Here is a 19,955-nt window from a genome sequence, read left to right as displayed (position 1 = left end):
TTGCTCCTTTCCTACCAGATGCTGTTGTTTGTGATGCGTTTAGCCAAGCCATTCACCGTAAGCAACAAAATAAGGTTGATTACCGAGTTGAATAGACCAACCGCAGTTGCAAAGCTATAATTGGCGTTCAGCAAACCGACCCGGTAGACATAAGTGGCAATGATCTCGGAATTCGCCAGATTGAGCGGGTTCTGCAGAAGATAGACCTTCTCAAAGCCAATAGCCATGACATTCCCAACATTCAAAATCAGGATGATGACGATGGTAGGCACAATACCTGGCAGATCAATATAACGAATTTTTTGAAAGCGTGAAGCGCCATCGACTTTGGCTGCCTCATAAAGCGTAGGATCGATACCGGCAAGCGCTGCTAAATAGATAACGGCACTGTAGCCCGCAGTCTGCCAAATATCAGACCAGACATAAATCGAACGAAACATTCCCGGTTCTCCAAGGAAATTGATCGACTCCAAACCGAAGAAGTTGAGAGCGATGTTCGCAAATCCAAGACGAGGTGCCATAAATAGCATAATAATGGACACCATGACAACCGTCGAGATAAAATAAGGCGCAAAAGAGACCAGCTGGACGAACTTTTTGAACCTTCCCCCGCGCAATTCATTAATCATGAGCGCAAGGATAATCGGAATTGGAAATCCCGCCAGCAGCAGGTAACCACTAAGCATGATGGTGTTCTTGAGCAGCGTCCAAAACTGCGGATTATCAAAAAATAATCGAAAATTATGAAATCCAACCCATGGACTTCCCCATATTCCTTTAATCACGTTGTAGTCCTTGAAGGCTAGAACCGCGTTCAGCATTGGATAATACTTAAAAATGAGGAAAAATAACAGAGGTGGAATCACGAGCAAATGTAGCTGCCAGTGCTTTTTCATACTTCTACGAGCATTTTGTAAAAATACAGAGCCCTTACGCTTCGGTAACGACTTGTGATGTAATACTATTTCTTTCTCCAGAACAATCCCCCCTAAGCAACCGCCAGTAGTTTATGATAGCGCTTTCTACGAGTTGATCATAATTGACTTTTATCCCCAAAGAAAAGGTACACTTGGGCATTTCAGCGTACAAATAACCCTATTCAGGGAGAACAAAATAGCTGTAGAACGGCCATTTTTCCGGAATCAGGCCCCTCTCTGGAGATTTTCAATCTGGACAATTCTACCGGCAGTTGAATAAAGCGCATGAGACAATTCAACCAACGCTTGATAGGATTGCGTTTGCAGAAATGCTATGCTGTTTTTGACAGTGCGCACTGTACATTTTGTTTATTGGAGGTATACAATGCTCGACTTGCGTAAAATTGGAGCTTATATTTCGAAGCTTCGCAAAGACCAGGATTTGACCCAATTGGAACTTGCCGATCAACTGAATGTAAGTCATCAAGCGGTATCGAAATGGGAACGGGGCGACTCGCTACCGGATATCGGAACGCTTCCGAAGTTTGCGAGATTATTCGGCAAAACGGTAGACGACATTTTAAATGCTGGAGACAATACAGAAATTCGGGAGCACCCGCACCTAGGAACGATCGTTGAGGAGATCGCAGAGAACAGGCCGGAACAAGTTGCAGAGATGGTCAATACCGGAGAGGCGGAGCTGGAGGAGCTTGTAGAAATAGCGCCGTTTGTAAAAGCAAGCGCTCTGCATAAGGTTACAGAACGATTAGACAGCAGCGTCCTTAAGTTAGACGTGATCATGAAGCTGGCTCCGTTCCTTGGAACAGATACATTGGATGAACTGGTTCGTCAGGCAGAAGAAAGCGAAATTGTGTGGAATACCATTACTGGACTCGCTCCGTTCGTCAGCAGCGACACATTAAGTCGACTGGTAGATAAATCGATTGACGGTTCCTTAGAAGTGCACAATCTTGTTGGGATTGCCCCATTTCTTGATAGAGAACATGTAGATCGGTTGGTACAACAAGCAGAAGAGGGCAGCTTGAGCTGGCATTCCGTTCAAGGGCTGGCACCCTTTATTAGCAGAGAAACATTAAGCCGCTTGGTAGACCGGGTTGCAGACGGTACTATCGATGCGGACCAGATCATAAGCCTCGCACCTTTTCTGGACAAGGAAAATCTCGAGAAGTTGATTGGTGGAGTCGAAGCTGAACATCTTAGCCCAGATCTGCTGGCAAGTCTTGCTCCTTTCGTCGATCAAGGGACATTGAGCAGAATGGTGACAAACTTATTAAATAAAGTAAAGTAGACACGGATATCGGAGATCAGAGATTGGTGATGCATAGACCGTCGGCGATCCCCAAAGCTACCGGGAAACGTTAGTTGAACGACAACAGCGGCAGTCTAAGACTTTATTTATCAAGTCTTGGTCCGCCGCTGCTTCTTTTAATGAATCAGTCTAATACTTAATTTTCACCAAACAACTGTTTATTCATCAATAGACTGTCTATAAGCGCTCGGTGAAACGCCGATTAACCGCTTGAAGGCCCGTCTGAAAGAATGTGAACTGTTATAGCCCACCCGCATAGCAATCTCATCGACCGTATACCGACTATCTTTGAGCAAAATCACAGCCTGATCCATTCTCACTTTTATCAGATGATCGGAGAAATTGACACCGGTAACCTCTTTAAACAATTGAGAAATGTATTTTTCAGGCCGTTCCACCTGTTCAGCTACCCGGTACAGACTCAGCTCTGTATCCGAATAATTCTCTACGGTATATTCCTTGATCTGCTTAATAATCTGAATATGAACATCCTTCTTTTTATTTGCAATAAGTCCGCACAGTTCTTCCATAATGACAAAAAATTCGGTCTGAATCATTTCGAGTCGTTCCGATGAACCAATGTCTATGACCCTCCGCTTCACACTCTCGATGTCCGGGTATTCTGTAAAAGCCTTTTGATCCAGAAGCTTAAGAAACGTCCCTTTTATTTCACCAACAAGCTGTTGCTTCATTTCCATGGATAATTCACGCTGTTCCATGTTCTGGGCAACAATCGCGCGGACAATCCGTTTAGCCTCTTCTAGCTCTCCAGCCCGAATGGTACTGATCAGACGTTGCTCTGTATCCAGTGGATAATAGTAGGTCGTATTCTCATTTTGGGCTTCGCTACTCCATACAATTCCTTTTTTATTCATATAGACGGCATATTCCAGAGCTTGTTTGGCTTGGTCAAAGGAAAGGCTAACCTCCGTTATTTCTGTGAAAAGATCACCGAAGCCCGCCTGAGTAGTAATACGGTACTCATTAAAAACGTACTGCGCCAAATTCTCCAGAATGTTAGTGATATTTTCTGCCTCATACGCTTTGTCGGTCTCTTCTTCCTTGGAGAAAAACAGAGTTACCACTTTGTCGGAGCCCATATCCGTCATTAGTACATCCACTCCGAGATCCGATAGGGACTGCTTCAGCAGCAAACGGGAAGCATTCAGCTCATTGAGAATCTCAACGCTGTCCATACCGGCATAGCCGTTAATCTGAACAATTCCTACATACCCAGTGTTCTGTTTCAAGTTAATCCCCACCTGCTCAGCGGCAGTGAGAATCTCATCAGACGTTTTGAATTCACCTGCTAATAACCGCTTCAGAAATGCATCCCTGACCAACGGAAGCTGACGATTAAGTTCGGTTTCCAGCAACTTGTTCTTGGTGATCATATTGGCAATATTTCCGCTTAAAAAGTCAAATTCATTCTTGGCGGAGGCCTCTTCCTTGCCAAATTGCTCCTTCATGACGCTAAGCATATGGTTGATTGGAGCGCTGTTACGGTAAGCTAATATTAGTCCAACTATCAAGCCGATGAGTAATGTTCCTCCCGTAATTTGTATGGACATTTGCTTGATCTTGTTAGCATTCTCCATCAAAATATGCCGGGGAATCCCTGTCTGGTATACCCAGCCGTTCGAATCGGAGCGAGTCGTGATCACTAGATCGTCTTCATAGAACTGACTAACCTTGTTTTTATCAAAATCCGAATCAGCGGTCATATGGGCCATTTTCTGCTCATCACTTCCCTGCAGGACAATCGTATTTCCTTCAGCATCGCTGATATGAACCCAGCCTCCGTATCGCTCAGTTAGACCAGATAATAGACTAGAAATGATTTTCTCGTCTATGATCACTACCGCGACAGCTGGTGAGGAATCGTTGAAACTATCCAGAGGGAGTGACTGCATATAGGTAATAACGGAGGTTTGCATGCCCCTGCTAACATAGTCACTGAGTGGCTTGATTTCACTGCGGTGGGTTTTCTCAAGCACTTCTTTGGTCCAATCCTGTAGCGAAAGATCCTTATAGTTGAAATTAGAGTAGTAATGTTCCGGACGGTAAGAAGAACCTGGGGTTAGAATAAGATTATAATTGGCGAGGTAAATATAATAGTTTTGCAAAAAATCATTCGTCTGACCGAAAGTCAGGACATTCCGCATCGTTCTCCAAATGCCATACACGTTCGTCTCATTGTCTCTTTCATTCATCAGAACGTTTAGCTCCTGGTTGACTGCCAGTTGCCTGGTAAACCCTTCTACTTCCGCCATGCGGCGCTCCAATATTTCCTGACTTTTCTGGAGCTGGGTGACCCCGTTCTCAATAGAGATAGACTCTGTCACAGAAATCGAAGTCAGATAGGACATATATCCGCCAATGCTGGGAATGACCAAAATGACTACATAGGAGATTAAGAATTTACGAAAGATATTGGAATATTTAAGCGTAGTGACCCCTCCCCTAATATCATTTCGATAGCGCTATCATTACCATAGATTAAAACATTTTACTTAATAGTCAAGTGTGCAAACCCAATTTTACAGGTGTTAAAACTTTCAGAATTGGATAAAAAGCAGCGATATACGCCGTTATCACTGCTTTTTATTCACCATCCGAATTTTTTTATCTTTCCAGTGTGTTAACCCTTCTAAGTTGTACCCATCGTATGGCGGGTAGAACGTGAAGGCACAAAACCGAATTCCTCCTTGAAACGATCCATAGCATACAAAGGCTTATATTCTTGACCGGAAAAATGATAATAATCCAAATTATAATCATTCCCCACCAACGGGGTAAGGAGCTCAGCCACTGGCAAATTGCTGCTAGCATCCGGCCCAACCAGATTGAGGGTTCTTACCCCCGGCTTTAGTGGAGATTCCAGTGCCGCAGTAATTCCCTCCACCACATCCTCAGCATGGACATGCCCCAGTGTGATGAACGGGAGCGTTGGCTTGGATCCTGTCTTCAAGACAGGAGGAATCCAGCCTGGGGAGGCTACAGCTCCAAAGCGAAGATTGATAAAGTCGGTATCTTTATGATTGCGATGAAAATACCGGGTCAACTCCTCGACCATAGCTTTGCTTAGCCCATAGGCATCCGCTGCCAAACAGGGATGATCATTTGGGATAGGCAGCTCAAGCGGAATAAAATCCTCAGTGAGACCACCCACCACGGCAATGGAGCTCGCTGTGATGAACTTTTGGCAACCGTGGTCAAGCAGATATCGGTACAATCTCCTTGTTCCCAGCACATTAACAGCAAGGCTTTCCTCCTCAGTAGAGCCGCCAGTAACTGCGGCAAGATGAATCACCGCCTGAATATCATACGAGTCCAGCCTGCTCAAATCCTCCGCCGAATCAAAAGAACCCTGAACATACGCAAAAGCCCCTTCCGGAGCTTGGCGTGACAGACAAATCACTGTATGTTTATCTGCCAAATACTTGGCTAGAGCCGTTCCGATAAATCCACTTGCTCCGGTAATTAGAATATTCATGCTCATCCCCCCTTCTTTTTCTCATCTCATATCATAAAGAAAAAAGGGGCCAAAGAAGGCCCCTCCGTTCATTCATCGCTCAACTTATTCTGTCCACTGTTCTCCGCCTTGTGTACTAGGCTTCGAGATATGGTCGGTCGAAGCCTCCTCAATATCACCGAATGCCCAGTGGGAGACTGGAACATCGTTCCACCCTGGCTGTGTGACACCCATAAGCGGGCCCCTGCCCAAAACTCTGTTGATAGCTGTAACGGCTTCCGCACGAGTAAGCTTGGAATTCGGGCGGAAAGTTCCGTCACTGTAGCCATTCATTATGCCTATATCTTGGGCTTTCTTTATCGCTGCCTGTGCCCAGTGGCCGGTGATGTCAGAGAAGCCACGGCCCGATGTTGTAGAATTCGGGCTCAGCATGGCCGTTAAACTAGCCATTTCTGCACGCGTCAATGGTTGATTAGGCTTAAAAGTACCATCAATATAACCGTTCATTAGTCCCATCTTAGCTACTTTGGCAATAGCATCTGCCCCCCAATAGCTGGAGGGAACATCACTGAATGTTACGCCTGATCCAGTGGCCTCTTTCTCAGCAACCTTCGCTAGGATGGTTGCCATCTCAGCACGGGTAATGGGAGTATCGGGTTTAAAGAAGCCTCCCGGATATCCGTTGATATACGCCGAATGTCGCATCGTCTCGGCATCATCCTTCCCATCAGTTCCAGATGCCGGAGTTGGCGTTGGCGTCGGAGTCAGGGTAGGTGTGGATGAAGGCTGAGCTGGTATAGACGGACCCCCTGCATCAGTCGGTGTAGGTGTTGCCGTCGGCGTTGGTGTTGGAGGTTCTGTAGGGTTCGTTGTTCCGCCATCACTGGTTGGGACTGTGAATTTCAATCGATCTGTCAGCATGAGATTACCTGATTTCTTCACAGCTTTAAGTGTGTGTAAGCCGCTTGCCAATCCAGAAATACTATAAATCTCCTGTTGTGTCAGTCGACTCTGACTATAAGCATTCACAGTCTGAATCCATTGTCCGTCCACATAAATATCTACTTCACCTTGATCTGGACCCGTAGGTGTGATCAAGCGGATTCCAGTGCCCTTAAAGGTATATTCAAAAGAATCGCCGTCCACTGTCGTTGAATGCACATCATTAAGATAATCGCCACCAATAGTAAAGCTGAGGTTCAGCTTTCCCACTGGTTGTGATGCGAGATAAGATTTGTTCAGTGTAACACGGTCACCAGCTACCGTATAATCGGTCCCAGGAACCAGATGATATGATCCATTCGTAATGCCAATAAAGCTTTCCGGCTGTTGTAGAAGTGTAATCTCAATGTCCTCCTGAGCAGAAGGCGATTTATCAAAGCTCGCTGCGACCGGATTAATCATATTCGGAATCTCTACCTTGAGCATGTCAAGCAGCATGAATCTGCCTGATTTTTTCACAGCCTTGAGTGTGTGCTGTCCATCTGTAAGCCCAGAGATACTGTACAGAATCTGCTGTGACAATCGCCCGTTTCGATAAGCGCTTACCGTGCCCTTGAATTGATCGTCTACATAGATATCCATATCCCCTTGTGATTCGTCTACCTCAGTGAACAGTTGAATCCCTGTTCCTCTGAAGGTATATTCAAAAGAATCACCATTCTGCTCCGCATACTGCACATCGTCATTGTAGTCGCCCATTCCTCTTCCACTACTACGGGACCAAGTACCGTTATATTTGATTCCCGGATCGTCATTATTAACCATCACATAACGGATGCCTGTAGAATCGCTAATGTGTACCGCTAGTGTCTGTGGATCACCGGCATTAAAGTTGATGTTAAGACTTGTTATGCCAGCAGATTGCTGTGCAAGATATTCCTTCTTAATGGTCAATTTGTCATTAGTCACCGTATAATCTTCTTCGCGGAGTGCCACTCCATTATTCTCAATACCACTCAGCGTATTACCATGCAGATTAAGCGAGACTGTGACATCCTTCTGTTGTTCTGTTGCTTTATCAAACCCAGCGGAAGTCGGAGTGATAGAACTGTTCTGACCCCCAGCCGGACTTTCTGTTGTCACTTTCAGCGCGTCGAGCAGCATATAATTTCCCGATCCCTTGCTCACCTTAAGCGTGTGAGGGCCGTTAGAAAGTCCTGCTACACTGTAAAGAGATTGTTGTACCTCTCTTGGCCCACTTGTATACGCATTTACAGTCTGTGCAACCCCATCGTCTAATGTAACAATCATTTCTCCTTGCGATTCATGCTTTTCCGTCAGCAGCTCAATGCCTGTTCCCGTAAAGGTGTACTCAAAAGAATCACCGTCTTTCTCGGTATAATGCACATCGCCATTATAATCTCCATGTTCTCGGGCTGAGCTTACCTGCCATATGCCGTTGTATTTAATGCCGCTGTCATTATCATTAATGTAAACCACATCCGTAACGGTGGTATTGCTTGCCGAAGCTGAATCCGCAGCAGGGTCAGCCACAGAGTTCAGAGCATTCTCTTGAGGAGTGCTTGTAGCAGCAAGTGAGGAATCCTTAATTGTAATGCTCAGATCCTGCTTCCCCTCTAACAGCTCCTTGCCTCCATTTCGCTTCCAATCTCCGCTGTAGCGCATCCCTGTATCATCGTTATTGACAGCTGATGTGCCGCTTAGCGCGGTTACTTTAAGCATACGAGAGGCATGGGGTTCAAGGATGCCACCGCTGAATTCCTTCTCAAAGGTTCCCAGCTCGGAATGGCTCCATAGGTCGCGCACTGAAGCCGGACCATCAAGGCCAAGATCACTCCATTTGACTTTAACCTCCGCACCCCGACTACCCAGATTGAACAAAGCAACGCTGTAAGTCCCATCTCCATTATTGGCGTACCAGACCCGCTGCTGGGTATCCATCGATACCGGATGACCAGGACGTCCGGCCTGATTTACGGCAATTACCTCATCATTGGTAAGCAGTTCTAGTCCATAACTATCCAGCCGTGTCATGTCATTCCCTGTATAGAGCGGTACGGAAGAAATGGACCAAAACGTCATCGCAGTCTTCCGCTCATCCTTGGTCAGACCATCCATGGAGCCGTTACCAACATTCAGAGAATCGAAGTCATTCCAGCCGCCAGGGCCTGCATCCCGCCACCAAAGTGCTGCTTTGGGGAATAATCGGGAAATACTCGACCATGCTGTCAACCCACTGCCGTCATAAGATTCAACATCCCAATCAATTCGCCAACCGTTAGCATATTTTTTCCAGAATTCTACGTAATTGTGGTCGAGCGCCCAGGATAGCTCAAACCAGATGTTATTTCTATCCAAAGCCTTGGACCATGCTTCTACATCGCCGCGTGCATCCCGGCTCAAGTTGTCAATCCCCGACCCAGGGGTTACGCTGTCGAATTTGACGAAATCGATCCCCCACTCACCAAGCATATCTGCAATGGAATCCACATACTTCTGGGCACAGGGATTCGTGAAATCAATTTTATAGGTGTAGGAATTCCAATAATCCATAATGGTAAGCGGCTTGGCCGTAATATCCTGAATACGACATTCGCCGCCTGTCCCATACACCTCAAGATTTCGGTTATATGCATCGATAGATACCCCCGGGATCAGATAGATCCCAATCTTTTGTCCATTATTATGAACATAGTCAATGACCTCCTGAAATCCGTTCGGATAAAGGACTTCACTAGGAATAGGTCTCCCGTATTCATCCATATCGCCATTCCAGCCCGCATCAATATTAATATATTCATATCCATGGGCTTGCAGCTTCTCATGCATCGCGTCCGATTGCTTCTTAACGCTCTCCGCCGATGTCCAGTTTCCTGCCCCATCATACACTTGCATACTGTAACTGCTCCAGCCCATATACGGCTTTTGGGCCATACTCTTTTCCGCTGCTTGCGCAACATTGCCTTTCGTTCCTGTAAAACCGAACTGTGCTGCTGCAATAATGAATACTAGGAGACTCATACCCAATCTTTTTCCCATTCGCTTCAAATCATCCTTACCCCCTCATGAAATGTGGTCAAAATTACTTTGATAGCGCTTTCTTTCGGGAAGATCATAATTGAATATGGATTCCCAAGATAGGTACATTTCGGTATTTTACGTACAAATAACCCAAAAACAGAGGGGCAAATAAACAGCTTAACAGACATAATTCCTTCGATTCGAAGAACTTAGTAAAAACACTGTACCCTAGTTATATTTTGACAATCATAAAACAAACTCTTGTTTCCTTGTTCCAGTGATGAAAATCACTTACTATATTGGTAAAATAAAGAATAATCTAGAGATACAAACGACATAGCAATAACCGATGATGATATGCTGAAGAAAGGAAGATCGCATTGAAGTTGGATTTGGATGGATTAAATGCTGATTCCTTAACTAGTATGCTTAAGGCATCTTTTTCATTGGAAAATTGGGGTGCTATGATTGAAATTGCAGATAGATTGATTACCCAGATTGCATTCATATATGAGACAAGCAGTGACACATTGAGAGAACAAAACCTGAAGCGGAGTATTCCCTATTATTTTGGATTTAGCTTATGTTCAAAAGGAATCGCACTGCAAAAGCTCGGTAAGTATCCTGAGGCTAGAATGTGTATTCAAAAATATGCTGAATTGGGCTGGATCAAAGGACTAGATGATGAAGGAATTAATGAAGTCAAATACTACTGTAATATTGCAAAAGCCAATACCTACGTGCTCGACCTTTTGGAAGGCCAGACAGGAGTCCTAAAGGAGTATGTTGAATTTATTAGAAACAGTGCTGAGGAAGAGTTACTACCGGGACTAATTACCATCTTGGAATCCTCGATAAAATATAACTATTCCGTAGATTGGATTCTGAGTGAATTCGAAATAAATGCTAACGACATAGGAGCACGAGGAACTCAAGAGAGTATAAGATATTTTGTGGATTACAAGTTCTTGCTGGCGATGTACTACTACAAACAGGAGAATATGTGCGATGCGATAAACACAATTCTGGAAACCTTACTATTAAGTATTAAGCTGAAAGATGATACAGGCTTTAAGAAAGCAGCGGCATTATTTGAGATCCTTAGAGACTATGCTAATCAATCACAGCTCCAAGTGCATCACAACATAATGGAAACTATAATAGAGAGGGAGTTAACTAATGAAAAAGAAAATGTTCTTGCTTACAGTCGTAGTCTTAATTAGTTCAAGCTTGATGATCGCCTCTGCAAGTGCTTCCGCTGTCGATTCGGGTTCCACAATTTACACCGTTAACAATCACGGAATGGGTCATTGATTGAAATTTTATAAGTGGATTATACAAAGGAGCGATCATCCGGCTATTGGATAATCGCTCCTTTGTACGTAAATGCATAAGATAGCTTAGCTAAAGACAACAAAAAGTAATAGTTTCACATTATACATAATCCTATGTACTCTATCATTTTTTTATATACAATAATAAGAGACAACTGATGCCTGTGCTACGAAGGTGTTTACATACTAATCAACCATTAGAGGTGTACTTTAAAGATGAACAGACCTATTCGTTTTGGAATAATCGGAAGCGGCTGGCGGGCGGAAATGTATCTTAAGTTGGCTCACCTGCTTCCGCAGCAATTTCAGGTAACTGGTGTATTGATCCGCAACCCTGCCAAATACCAGCAACAGATCGACAAATGGAAACTGACCGTATACAGCTCGATAGAACGTCTTGCGGCCGAGAGCGATTTTGTGGTCCTTACGGTGTCCAAGACCGCTGCCGCCTCACTGCTGTTGGAGCTTGCAGCGCTGCAAGTACCTGTGTTGGCCGAAACACCCACCGCCTCTACGCCAGCTGAATATGAACTGCTTCGATCCAGCGCCATTGAGTTCCCTCTGATTCAAATAGCCGAGCAATATCCGCTGTTGCCTCACCATCAGGCAAGAACCGCCTATATTCAAACCGGACATTTGGGCGAGGTAGGTCATGTTCAAGTCTCTGTTGCACATGGTTATCATGGAATCAGCCTGATCCGTAAATGGCTCTCGATCACTGGCACAGCATGTGAAATCACAGCTCGCCGGCTAGAGGTTCCAATCATGGACTTCTCTTATAGGGGGAGGGAGGCCGAAGATGACCTGAAGACAGAGCAGCAGGATATCGCAATTATGGTGTTTCCCTCCGGCAAAAGCGCTGTGCTTGACTTCACTCGCTCCCAATATTTCTCGCCCCTCCGTACCAACCGGGTACTCATCCGCGGATCACATGGGGAAATTCGCGATAATGAGATTATCCGTCGCCTGGGAACCGAAGAGACCGAGTATATGAACATTAGTCGGATTCAAGGCGGACAGGAAGGCAGTCTGGAAAGTCTCTCCTTGCATGAATTGCGTGCAGGACAGCTTAGTCTATTTCAGAACCCGTTTCATCCCTCTCCCCTTTCTGATGAAGAGATTGGGATAGGACAAGCCTTATTGAATATGTCCAGCTTCCTGCACACGGGAATTTCAGCATACTCATTAGCGGATGCCTTAATAGATATCAGACTGTCATTCGCGGTCGATGAAGCCATCGCCCTTGGAAGCACTATAACTTTGCAAGATGAGATCAGGTCTGCCAAATAAAAACAAACACATGAGAAAGTTAAGAGCCTTCTCATGTGCCTGAACAATTGTATACGATTCAATGACTCGAACAAGTGTAGCATGTAAAACAGAAATCAATGACCGCCCGATTTCAATGCCATGCCCTCATGCTCCATATGAAATTTAATTAAACGAACAAATATCCGATTACAGGACCCATAAAAATAACCAAATATATAAGTGTAATCCATGGCTGATAATGAATATAGAATTCTTTGAAAGAAAGACTCCAAGGATGCTTAATGATCACCCAGCCCAAAACATCAATTATAATGCAAACTCCGGCCCATATTGCCCCTGTAATAAGAGCTTCTTCAAGGTTGGGTACAGATAACCCCCGCATATATAGCCAACCAAAGATAGAAAACAGAATGACATTATAAAGAGGATGCCAAGGCTTTGTTTTTTCATATCCCTCCCCCATACCTTTTTCGTCCATTGGACTCATTTTTAACACATAAATATTAAATACGGTATGTAAAACTCCAATAATAGTCACTATAAAATAGCAAATCCATAACCATAACATCGACATTGCAAAATCCTGCATAACTGCCTCCTTTTATTACCCCAGCGCATGCAACTGCTGCTTTTCCGGCTATGGAAATGAGACCATTCAAGACCGAGGTGTTGTTTGAATTGAAAACATCATATCTAATTCCGCTCAAGTTTGTGCTTGATAATACGATGGCTATTATGCATTCAGCCAGACTGTATCCAACCATCCTGGTAACTTATATAAATATGCGCTTGCATTGGATCTGATGAATTCAAATCTTTGTACACGCCCTTTTGCGGAAACCGAAAGAAACGAGTACGAAAAGGGAACATTGCATATTGTTGGCATCCGGCTCCTTTGGCGGAAATTCAGTAAAGGAGACTGCCGTTATAAAACCAGAATGAACCGGCGTTAGCAAAATGCCAGTAAACCCGCTTAAAATCAAACAAGGGTTCCAGCTCAAATGAGCTGAAACCCTTGTTTTTAGTGATGCCGAGGACGGGGGTCGAACCCGTACGGTACTCACGTACCGCAGGATTTTAAGTCCTGTGCGTCTGCCTATTCCCCCAAAGCGTTGATAGCACTGGAGTTTTCAGTGCTTAAAGTTCAACACCTAGCCCTTTAATAGTAAGAATTATGTGCGTTTCTGGCTTTCTTAATTACTTGTTCTTAGGAAATACCCAACGATAATAATACTCCCACTCTGGTTTTCTTTCCTCGGGAATATTATCAATTAATTAATGCTTCTTCCATTGTTGCTGGTGCCGCATTTTCAACTTTCACTATGATGCAGAGGATAAGGAACGTACCGCAAATTTCGAGCAATTGTTTCAACCATCAGCGACCATCGTCCGGTTTCTTCCCCTGCTCTTGGCCAGGTATAACGCTTGGTCGGCCTTCTCCAGCAGCCCCTCCCGCTCCAATGCATGAACAGGATAATGGGCGATTCCCTGGGAGATCGTAACCCGTGTCGGGATTGGACCCCTGCTTTGTTCCAGTGCCCGCCGGACTCTTTCAGCTACGGTGAAGGCTTCCTCAGGTCTAGTGTGGGCCAGTAAGATGACGAACTCTTCACCGCCGTAGCGGTGGCAAACATCGTCTGGGCGAAACGAAGTAACTATAACTTTGGCTACATGTTTCAGCACTTCGTCGCCAATGAGATGGCCGTAGGTATCGTTCACGAGTTTAAATTTGTCTACATCCAGCACAATGAGCGAAAACGGTTGCCCTGAGGCAATCCACTGGCCCATCGTATACTCTAACGATCTCCGGTTCATTAAACCGGTCAGTGCATCCGTCGTAGCCTCTTGGGTCAGTTGATCCGCCTGCTTCTGAATATCCGTCGCGGCAAGCAACACAGCCTTGGTCAGCAGATCTGCCTCTCGGCTCCATTGCGGCTTCGCTTCCGGCAATACAATCTTCTCCTTGCCCATCCTGCTCACCAGATTCGCCAGGGAGACAAAAGGCCGGGCCAACTTGCACGCTACGAGAATGACGCCCATTAGGAGTATAATGAACGGAAACAACGAATACCCGAGAATTGTCCGAAGGTGGCCCATCAGTTGATGATGAATGACACTAATCGGCGAAACGACCACGATTCCCCAGCCATTGGCCGGTACGCTGGAGTATCCGGCAAGCATTTCAACGTTACGGGTGTTGCGCACTTGCTGTTCCCCGCTTTCCCCTTTCATAAGTTTCTGTACAACCTTGTTACTGCTGACATCCGCCCCAATGAGCTGCTTATCCGGGTGGTACAACAGATGCCCGCTTGAATCCACAATATAATAATAAGAGCCAGAATCGTCCACGTTGTTGTCGCCAAAAATCATAGACAAAATATTGTTCTCTTGCAGATAAAACGTGCCGCTCAAAATACCGCGATATATGCCATTGTTGCTGAAAATCGGCTGACTCATAAAAACGATTAGTCTCTTGGTGGTTGGGGTCATGTAGGGGGAGGATATGTAAGGTTTTTTGAATGCCAGAGCTTCCAAACTGGCCTTAGAAGTAATATGGTCGCCTGTTGTCCCCAAACTAGTCGGTACTACGTTGCGGACCAGCCCGTCGGCATCGACTACGGCGATAGAATTGAAGTAATTGCTACTATTGCGCATCAGTTCTAAATTATCATCTACTTGCTTCGGCGTAGAGCCATCGTCATCGGAGAGTGTGGCAGCGCTGTATTCCAAACTGCTGCGCATGGACTGAAATAAGGAGTCCATTGTCTTAGTCATTCGGTCAGCGTTGTAGTAATTCAAATGGAGCGTAGTCTCCATCAATGATTGTTTTTTGGACTCGTAAGAACCGATCAGAAGAATGCTTGAGGTTAGTAGAACCACCAGCGTAACCAAGCCCGTAAGCAGCGATGTGAGACTGAGCTTTTTACTTTGACGCGGCTCGGCTCTTCTCAGTGTAAGCAAACTATAACCCTCCTTAAATCTTGAAAACTAGCTTAAACAATAATACAACAAATTAAGATGTTATTCGACAATAATCAACGAACTCCAATCTCTCACACCACTGTACGTAACGTTCGATATACGCTGGTTCATGAAATATTACATATTAAAAACTCCTCTCCAGAGCTTGTGAATTGTCAAACACTGAAAAAGAGAAGCTTTAAAATTAATAAAACAAAAAAACCTTGATTTTTCAAGGTTTTCACTGTGATACCGAGGACGGGGTCGAACCCGTACGGTACTCACGTACCGCAGGATTTTAAGTCCTGAAACAACCTTTATAGCCCCTTTTCTACACCACGGAAAGCACGAACACAAATCCTTTAACCACGCGGGTTGACGGCACTTTTTTGTGTTCTGTACTTTCTGCGTTCAGAAATTTGTATATGTAGCCATGTTAACAAAAATGTTAGCAAAATGAAGGGCAGACGCTTTGCGTTACTGCCCTTTGTGTATGAAAGCGCCGTGCGAAGCACCTTGAAAACCATGCGTAATTGGCAGGATGAGATCGTGAACTACCATCATTGCCGTTGGACGAGTGCAACCGTAGAAGGACGACATAATCGTATCAAAGCTTACCAACGCCGGCACTACTTCACACGCAATCGTGGTTGTTATATGGCGGGCATTTTAATTGAATGCAATCGACACCGTTTATTGAGTTGAACATATCAACCACTAATTTTTAGATTGAGCCCAATAATAGGAAGTTAATTTTTTCGTCAATAAGAATTGACTTTCATTCTAGTTGTAACTACAATGGTTACAACTAGTAGTAACAGTACCTGTTACAGATAAAAAAGCACTGCATATTCAAGTACATGGTGCTTTCTACTCTGAAGGTCCAGCTGAAGAACTAGAAATGGAGCATCGCCATCTTTTGGTAATGATGAATTTTTTTGCGTCCCTTCTTTTGAAGCACTCGATGTTGAAGGGCATAATAGGGCGCCTGAAAAAGCACAATAGATTAAAGAAGATGCAATTCTACGCTCTAAAAAGTTAGCTGAGAATTTCTAAGTAACAGCGAGATTGGTTAATAATAAAAAAATAAAGGTAGGCGTTTTTAATGGAGACAAAACAAGACACCCTTGTATATGTATGGGATGCATATTGTGGATGGTGCTATGGATTTTCAGAAAGTATTGGAGGTTTTTACAAAAATCACCCTGAAATTCCGTTAACTGTTTTATCCGGAGGATTATTTTTAGATAATCTGCCAATAAAAAAATTCTCATATATATCAGAAGGTAATAAAAGAATTAATAAACTTACTGGTGCAGAATTTGGGCCTTCATATCAGGCTTTGTTGTCAGAAGGTACTTTTACAATGAATTCAAAAGATGCTGCAATTGGCTTTTCAGCTTTACGTTCATTAGCACCGAACCGTTTGTTAGAATTTACTTCTGCCATGCAAAAAGCGTTTTATTATAATGGAAAAAGTCTGAGTGACCCTGAAACATATCGTAAGATAGCTATTGATCATCATTTGGATCCTGAACAAGTACTAGAGCGACTAAAATCTCAAGAAACTATAATAGATGTTCAAAATGATTTCAACACGGTTCAACAACTTGGTATAAATAGCTATCCCTCTTTACTTCTACACAAGGATAACCAATTAATTCCTATTGGTGGCGGAGTAATGACGTCGGATAAAATTGAAGCACGGTTTAAAGATTGTTATTAAGGATTTTAATTAAAAGTACTGGTATTTATAACTCACTTTCAACTAATAAAACTTCATTGATTATTAAATAACTTCACCAAAAAGGAGATAAAATTCTATGTTTAAAACAATCGAAATGAATCAAAATGATGTGAAATTGACGATATTTAGTTCTGAAGAAAATAGTTTTATGGTGACTGCAACCTTAGTTGAAAAAGCAGGACATGCATTCTTAATAAATACGAAATTTACTCAATCCGATTCGAAAGAAATTGTTGATTACCTAAATAAAAATAACTTATATTTAGATAAAATTTTTATTATTCATGGAGATCCGGACTACTACTTTGGGTTAGAAAGTATTAAAGCAGCGTTTCCAGAAGCCATTGCGTATGCCACAGAATCCACTGTTGAACATATTGTTCATTCTGTCTTAGGTAAATTAAAAGTCTGGAAAGATGCACTTGGAGAGAACGCACCAAGTAATGTTGTATTGCCTCAAGTATTTACAGAAAAAACCATTGACTTTCAAGGTTTAACTTTTGAACTTGTAGGTTTAGATAATTACAGAACTAGCTTATTTAACAGAGAATTGAAATTATTGATTGGTGGCATTGATATTTTCAACGAAATACATGTTTTCATAGCAGATACTAGCTCAAAAGAAGCAATGGAAGCTTGGATTGAGAACTTGAAAGTGTTACAAGGGTTAAATGCTAACATAATCGTACCAAGCCATGGTTCAATTGAAAAATCCTTAGATAATCAAGCACTTATTGCAACTATCAATTATCTAAAAACTGCAATTAAAGCTTCTGAAGAAAGTAAAACTTCTACGGATTTTGTTGCAAAGCTTGAAGCAGCATATCCAGGCTATGCAAATAAAGGCGTATTAGAATTAAGTGCAAAAGTTGTAACGAAAGAAATTCCTTGGGGGTAATGTTATGAATATATACCAAAAATTATTACATGAAACGTATGTATTAACCGGTGAAGGAAAATTGGATGCCTTCAAAATGTATTTAAGTGATAATGTATCTTGGACAGAAGCTGCTGGATTTCCTTATGCGGGTACTTATGTAGGTCCAGATGAAGTAGTGAAAAACGTACATGAACGCCTTGGAACCGAATGGGATGGCTATTCTGCAAAAGATGAAATCTATGCGTTTAATAATCACACTGTTATCGTCTACGGAAAATATAGTGGAACGTATAAAGCAACAGGAAAATCATTTATAGCAGACTTTTGCCATCTATATGAATTTGATGAGAATGATAAGGTTAAAAAATTTATTCAAATCGTGGACAGCGCAACTGTCAATAATGCATTAAGTTCAAATTAGTTGTTTGTAACTTAACTTGTATACGGGGTAGCGTCAGGATAACCGTATTTTCCTGACGCTACCCCATCGCTATCAAGCTAAGGTTTTACACTACCCATAAAGCAAAAAAAGACGTTATCCTTTCTGTAGAATTATAGGAAAGGATGGCGTTTCTTTATGAATCTTTCGATTCTTGACGAACTTCAGGGTCTGTCAAATCTTTTGTGTAAACTCTCTTAACAGACTCCGCTGATCGCTTTCATGTCCATGGCTATGTTATTGTGGCCCTGCAAGAGGTTCGTAAAACGATACAGAGTGAGCTTTCGCCACGGGCAAAAGCATGGCTCAAAGCCAACCATCGTCTCTTTAATCTCCAAGTGGAATCTCTATCTGCAGAGAGTAAGAAAACGCTGGATGAATTACTCGGTTACTCTCCGCTCCTACGAAAATGTTGGGAACGGAAAGAAGCTTTTACTACTTGGTATAACTATTCACCCAATGCCGAAGCTGCAACGAATGGATTTAACCGTTGGTGTGAACAGGGCGTGGTTTGAAAAAGATGCGTATTTGGAAAAATGAGATCATCAACTACCATCGCTGCCGATGGACGAATGCAACTATAGAAGGTAGGGGATGCCTTTTAAGTTAATGTCATCAAAAGTAGAGTTGAACAAGTAATTTATCGGATTCTTAACTAGGAGCTCTCCTGTCATACCCTCTAGAAAATCTGAAAGATTAATGACTATATCGTTTATGTTAGTGTTTTGTTCAGAAGAGACTAAGTTTTTGATGATATCTGTTTCCTACAGTCAATCTATTCATTGTCTTTAATTTTTTTGATAGATACTTCGTTTTTTTCTATTATCACTTCATAGTCAACAATTATTCCTTTTCTAAAAATTTCGGTGAATTCTCTACTTACTGAGTAATTTTTTCCGATTGAGTGTAACCTTAAATACATGTTTTCCATTTTTCATCCGGAACTTTGCAACTTCTCCAAGTTTAATATTACTATCGATCAAAGAGTCCATTTGGATGGTATCTTTTTCATCAACAGTAACAACTACGCTTTTTAAATCCAACGGACTGTTATTTGTAATCATCAGATTATACTCTTCATCCTTAGCTGTTGGTGTATCACTTAAAGTATCTGAGTTGTTTTTTTACAACCCGATAATAAGACTATAAACAACATAAAAATAGTTAGCCATCTCTTCTTTGTCAATTAAGTCGCCTCTCATTCTGATTATCTAATGCGTTGGCAAGAAATTAAAAAAACATATTGGTTCAAATGGCGCTAAACATCTGAAATCATAGAGATTTGGAAAGAGCGACTTTCAGAGGAGGAGTATGGATTTCGCTTGTGGGCGGGCATCATGGTCGAGGTCTTAACCGGGGAAGAGGAACTTGCTAGTAAATTGGGTACCTTTCATGACAAAACTCCATAATTAAAGGAGTAAATCCTGTGCGCTTAATAATTGTTCTAAATACAATTCCCTTTTGAAAATAATCAAGAAAAACAAAAAAACCTTGATTTCTCAAGGTTTTCACTGTGATGCCGAGGACGGGGGTCGAACCCGTACGGTACTCACGTACCGCAGGATTTTAAGTCCTGTGCGTCTGCCTGTTCCGCCACCCCGGCATATTATGTGTTG

The 19,955-nt window shown here is 43.0% G+C and carries 13 protein-coding genes, 1 tRNA gene and 3 pseudogenes; 9 read left to right on the top strand and 8 right to left on the bottom strand.

All coding sequences use genetic code 11. The features are described from left to right. Positions 1-11 precede the first annotated feature (11 nt). Positions 12-896 carry an ABC transporter permease gene (locus PAENI_RS21555; RefSeq protein WP_143759569.1) on the bottom strand — a complete coding sequence of 295 codons (885 nt, stop codon included), beginning with the start codon at positions 894-896 and terminating at the stop codon, positions 12-14. Positions 897-1,302: 406 nt separating this feature from the next. Between PAENI_RS21555 and PAENI_RS21550 the strand changes: the two genes are divergently transcribed. Then, complete coding sequence (locus PAENI_RS21550) at positions 1,303-2,226, top strand: helix-turn-helix transcriptional regulator (RefSeq protein WP_223178986.1); 924 nt, start codon at positions 1,303-1,305, stop codon at positions 2,224-2,226. Positions 2,227-2,405: 179 nt separating this feature from the next. Here PAENI_RS21550 and PAENI_RS21545 read toward each other — a convergent pair whose 3' ends face one another. The 3 genes from PAENI_RS21545 to PAENI_RS21535 all read right to left on the bottom strand — a co-directional run bounded on the left by PAENI_RS21545 (position 2,406) and on the right by PAENI_RS21535 (position 9,706). Next, entirely contained in the window at positions 2,406-4,616 is a 2,211-nt protein-coding gene (locus PAENI_RS21545; RefSeq protein WP_149646658.1) for a helix-turn-helix domain-containing protein, read from the bottom strand. A gap of 281 nt (positions 4,617-4,897) precedes the next feature. Then, positions 4,898-5,743: an NAD-dependent epimerase/dehydratase family protein gene (locus PAENI_RS21540; RefSeq protein WP_188114645.1), complete on the bottom strand. Its 846-nt coding sequence runs from the start codon at positions 5,741-5,743 to the stop codon at positions 4,898-4,900. Between the two features lie 84 nt (positions 5,744-5,827). Next, entirely contained in the window at positions 5,828-9,706 is a 3,879-nt protein-coding gene (locus PAENI_RS21535; protein ID WP_262495685.1) for a X2-like carbohydrate binding domain-containing protein, read from the bottom strand. A gap of 386 nt (positions 9,707-10,092) precedes the next feature. Here PAENI_RS21535 and PAENI_RS21530 point away from each other — a divergent pair, with 386 nt between their 5' ends. Together PAENI_RS21530 and PAENI_RS21525 are read left to right on the top strand one after the other, a co-directional pair. After that, positions 10,093-10,929, top strand: coding sequence for a DNA-binding protein (locus PAENI_RS21530; RefSeq protein WP_149646655.1), 837 nt, complete (start codon positions 10,093-10,095; stop codon positions 10,927-10,929). Between the two features lie 327 nt (positions 10,930-11,256). Continuing rightward, positions 11,257-12,330 carry a Gfo/Idh/MocA family oxidoreductase gene (locus tag PAENI_RS21525; RefSeq protein WP_149646654.1) on the top strand — a complete coding sequence of 358 codons (1,074 nt, stop codon included), beginning with the start codon at positions 11,257-11,259 and terminating at the stop codon, positions 12,328-12,330. 148 nt (positions 12,331-12,478) lie between these two features. Here the strand turns inward: PAENI_RS21525 and PAENI_RS21520 are convergent, their stop codons facing one another. Continuing rightward, a complete protein-coding gene (locus PAENI_RS21520; RefSeq protein WP_149646653.1) occupies positions 12,479-12,901 on the bottom strand; it encodes a hypothetical protein in 423 nt (140 codons plus the stop codon). Between the two features lie 779 nt (positions 12,902-13,680). After that, a complete protein-coding gene (locus PAENI_RS21515; protein ID WP_149646652.1) occupies positions 13,681-15,273 on the bottom strand; it encodes a sensor domain-containing diguanylate cyclase in 1,593 nt (530 codons plus the stop codon). A 501-nt stretch (positions 15,274-15,774) separates the two neighbouring features. Between PAENI_RS21515 and PAENI_RS21510 the strand changes: the two are divergent. The 6 genes and pseudogenes from PAENI_RS21510 to PAENI_RS21485 form a co-directional block, all read left to right on the top strand. Next, positions 15,775-15,978 (top strand): annotated as a pseudogene (locus tag PAENI_RS21510) (transposase); the annotation flags it as partial. 121 nt (positions 15,979-16,099) lie between these two features. Beyond that, positions 16,100-16,278, top strand: a pseudogene (locus PAENI_RS32690) (FMN-dependent NADH-azoreductase); the annotation flags it as partial. Positions 16,279-16,378: 100 nt separating this feature from the next. After that, positions 16,379-16,999 (top strand): DsbA family protein, encoded by a 621-nt coding sequence (locus PAENI_RS21500; protein WP_149646651.1) that lies wholly within the window; start codon positions 16,379-16,381, stop codon positions 16,997-16,999. 97 nt (positions 17,000-17,096) lie between these two features. Further along, on the top strand, positions 17,097-17,918 hold the full coding sequence (locus PAENI_RS21495) for an MBL fold metallo-hydrolase (RefSeq protein ID WP_149646650.1): 822 nt from the start codon (positions 17,097-17,099) through the stop codon (positions 17,916-17,918). A gap of 4 nt (positions 17,919-17,922) precedes the next feature. Further along, positions 17,923-18,321, top strand: coding sequence for a nuclear transport factor 2 family protein (locus PAENI_RS21490; protein WP_076284730.1), 399 nt, complete (start codon positions 17,923-17,925; stop codon positions 18,319-18,321). A 227-nt stretch (positions 18,322-18,548) separates the two neighbouring features. Beyond that, positions 18,549-18,931 (top strand): annotated as a pseudogene (locus PAENI_RS21485) (ISL3 family transposase); the annotation flags it as partial. A 283-nt stretch (positions 18,932-19,214) separates the two neighbouring features. On the opposite strand, the gene PAENI_RS21480 reads toward PAENI_RS21485, so the two are convergent. Together PAENI_RS21480 and PAENI_RS21475 are read right to left on the bottom strand one after the other, a co-directional pair. Further along, the gene (locus PAENI_RS21480) at positions 19,215-19,403 is read right to left on the bottom strand and encodes a hypothetical protein (protein ID WP_149646648.1); all 189 of its coding nucleotides are present in this window, start codon (positions 19,401-19,403) and stop codon (positions 19,215-19,217) included. Between the two features lie 453 nt (positions 19,404-19,856). Further along, positions 19,857-19,942 (bottom strand) — tRNA-Leu (locus tag PAENI_RS21475). Positions 19,943-19,955: the final 13 nt, after the last annotated feature.

The sequence above is a fragment of the Paenibacillus sp. B2(2019) genome (genome assembly GCF_008370385.1).
Classification (GTDB): domain Bacteria; phylum Bacillota; class Bacilli; order Paenibacillales; family Paenibacillaceae; genus Paenibacillus_AQ.
Note: the sequence above shows the minus strand (reverse complement) of the source record. Positions and strands in the feature narration are given on the sequence as shown.

Coding starts and splice junctions, on each gene's coding strand:
- PAENI_RS21550 (WP_223178986.1), top strand. CDS start 1,303: ATGCTCGACTTGCGTAAAATTGGAGCTTATATTTCGAAGCTTCGCAAA.
- PAENI_RS21480 (WP_149646648.1), bottom strand. CDS start 19,403: ATGATTACAAATAACAGTCCGTTGGATTTAAAAAGCGTAGTTGTTACT.
- PAENI_RS21545 (WP_149646658.1), bottom strand. CDS start 4,616: ATGTCCTATCTGACTTCGATTTCTGTGACAGAGTCTATCTCTATTGAG.
- PAENI_RS21555 (WP_143759569.1), bottom strand. CDS start 896: ATGAAAAAGCACTGGCAGCTACATTTGCTCGTGATTCCACCTCTGTTA.
- PAENI_RS21495 (WP_149646650.1), top strand. CDS start 17,097: ATGTTTAAAACAATCGAAATGAATCAAAATGATGTGAAATTGACGATA.
- PAENI_RS21525 (WP_149646654.1), top strand. CDS start 11,257: ATGAACAGACCTATTCGTTTTGGAATAATCGGAAGCGGCTGGCGGGCG.
- PAENI_RS21500 (WP_149646651.1), top strand. CDS start 16,379: ATGGAGACAAAACAAGACACCCTTGTATATGTATGGGATGCATATTGT.
- PAENI_RS21540 (WP_188114645.1), bottom strand. CDS start 5,743: ATGAATATTCTAATTACCGGAGCAAGTGGATTTATCGGAACGGCTCTA.
- PAENI_RS21490 (WP_076284730.1), top strand. CDS start 17,923: ATGAATATATACCAAAAATTATTACATGAAACGTATGTATTAACCGGT.
- PAENI_RS21520 (WP_149646653.1), bottom strand. CDS start 12,901: ATGCAGGATTTTGCAATGTCGATGTTATGGTTATGGATTTGCTATTTT.
- PAENI_RS21535 (WP_262495685.1), bottom strand. CDS start 9,706: ATGAGTCTCCTAGTATTCATTATTGCAGCAGCACAGTTCGGTTTTACA.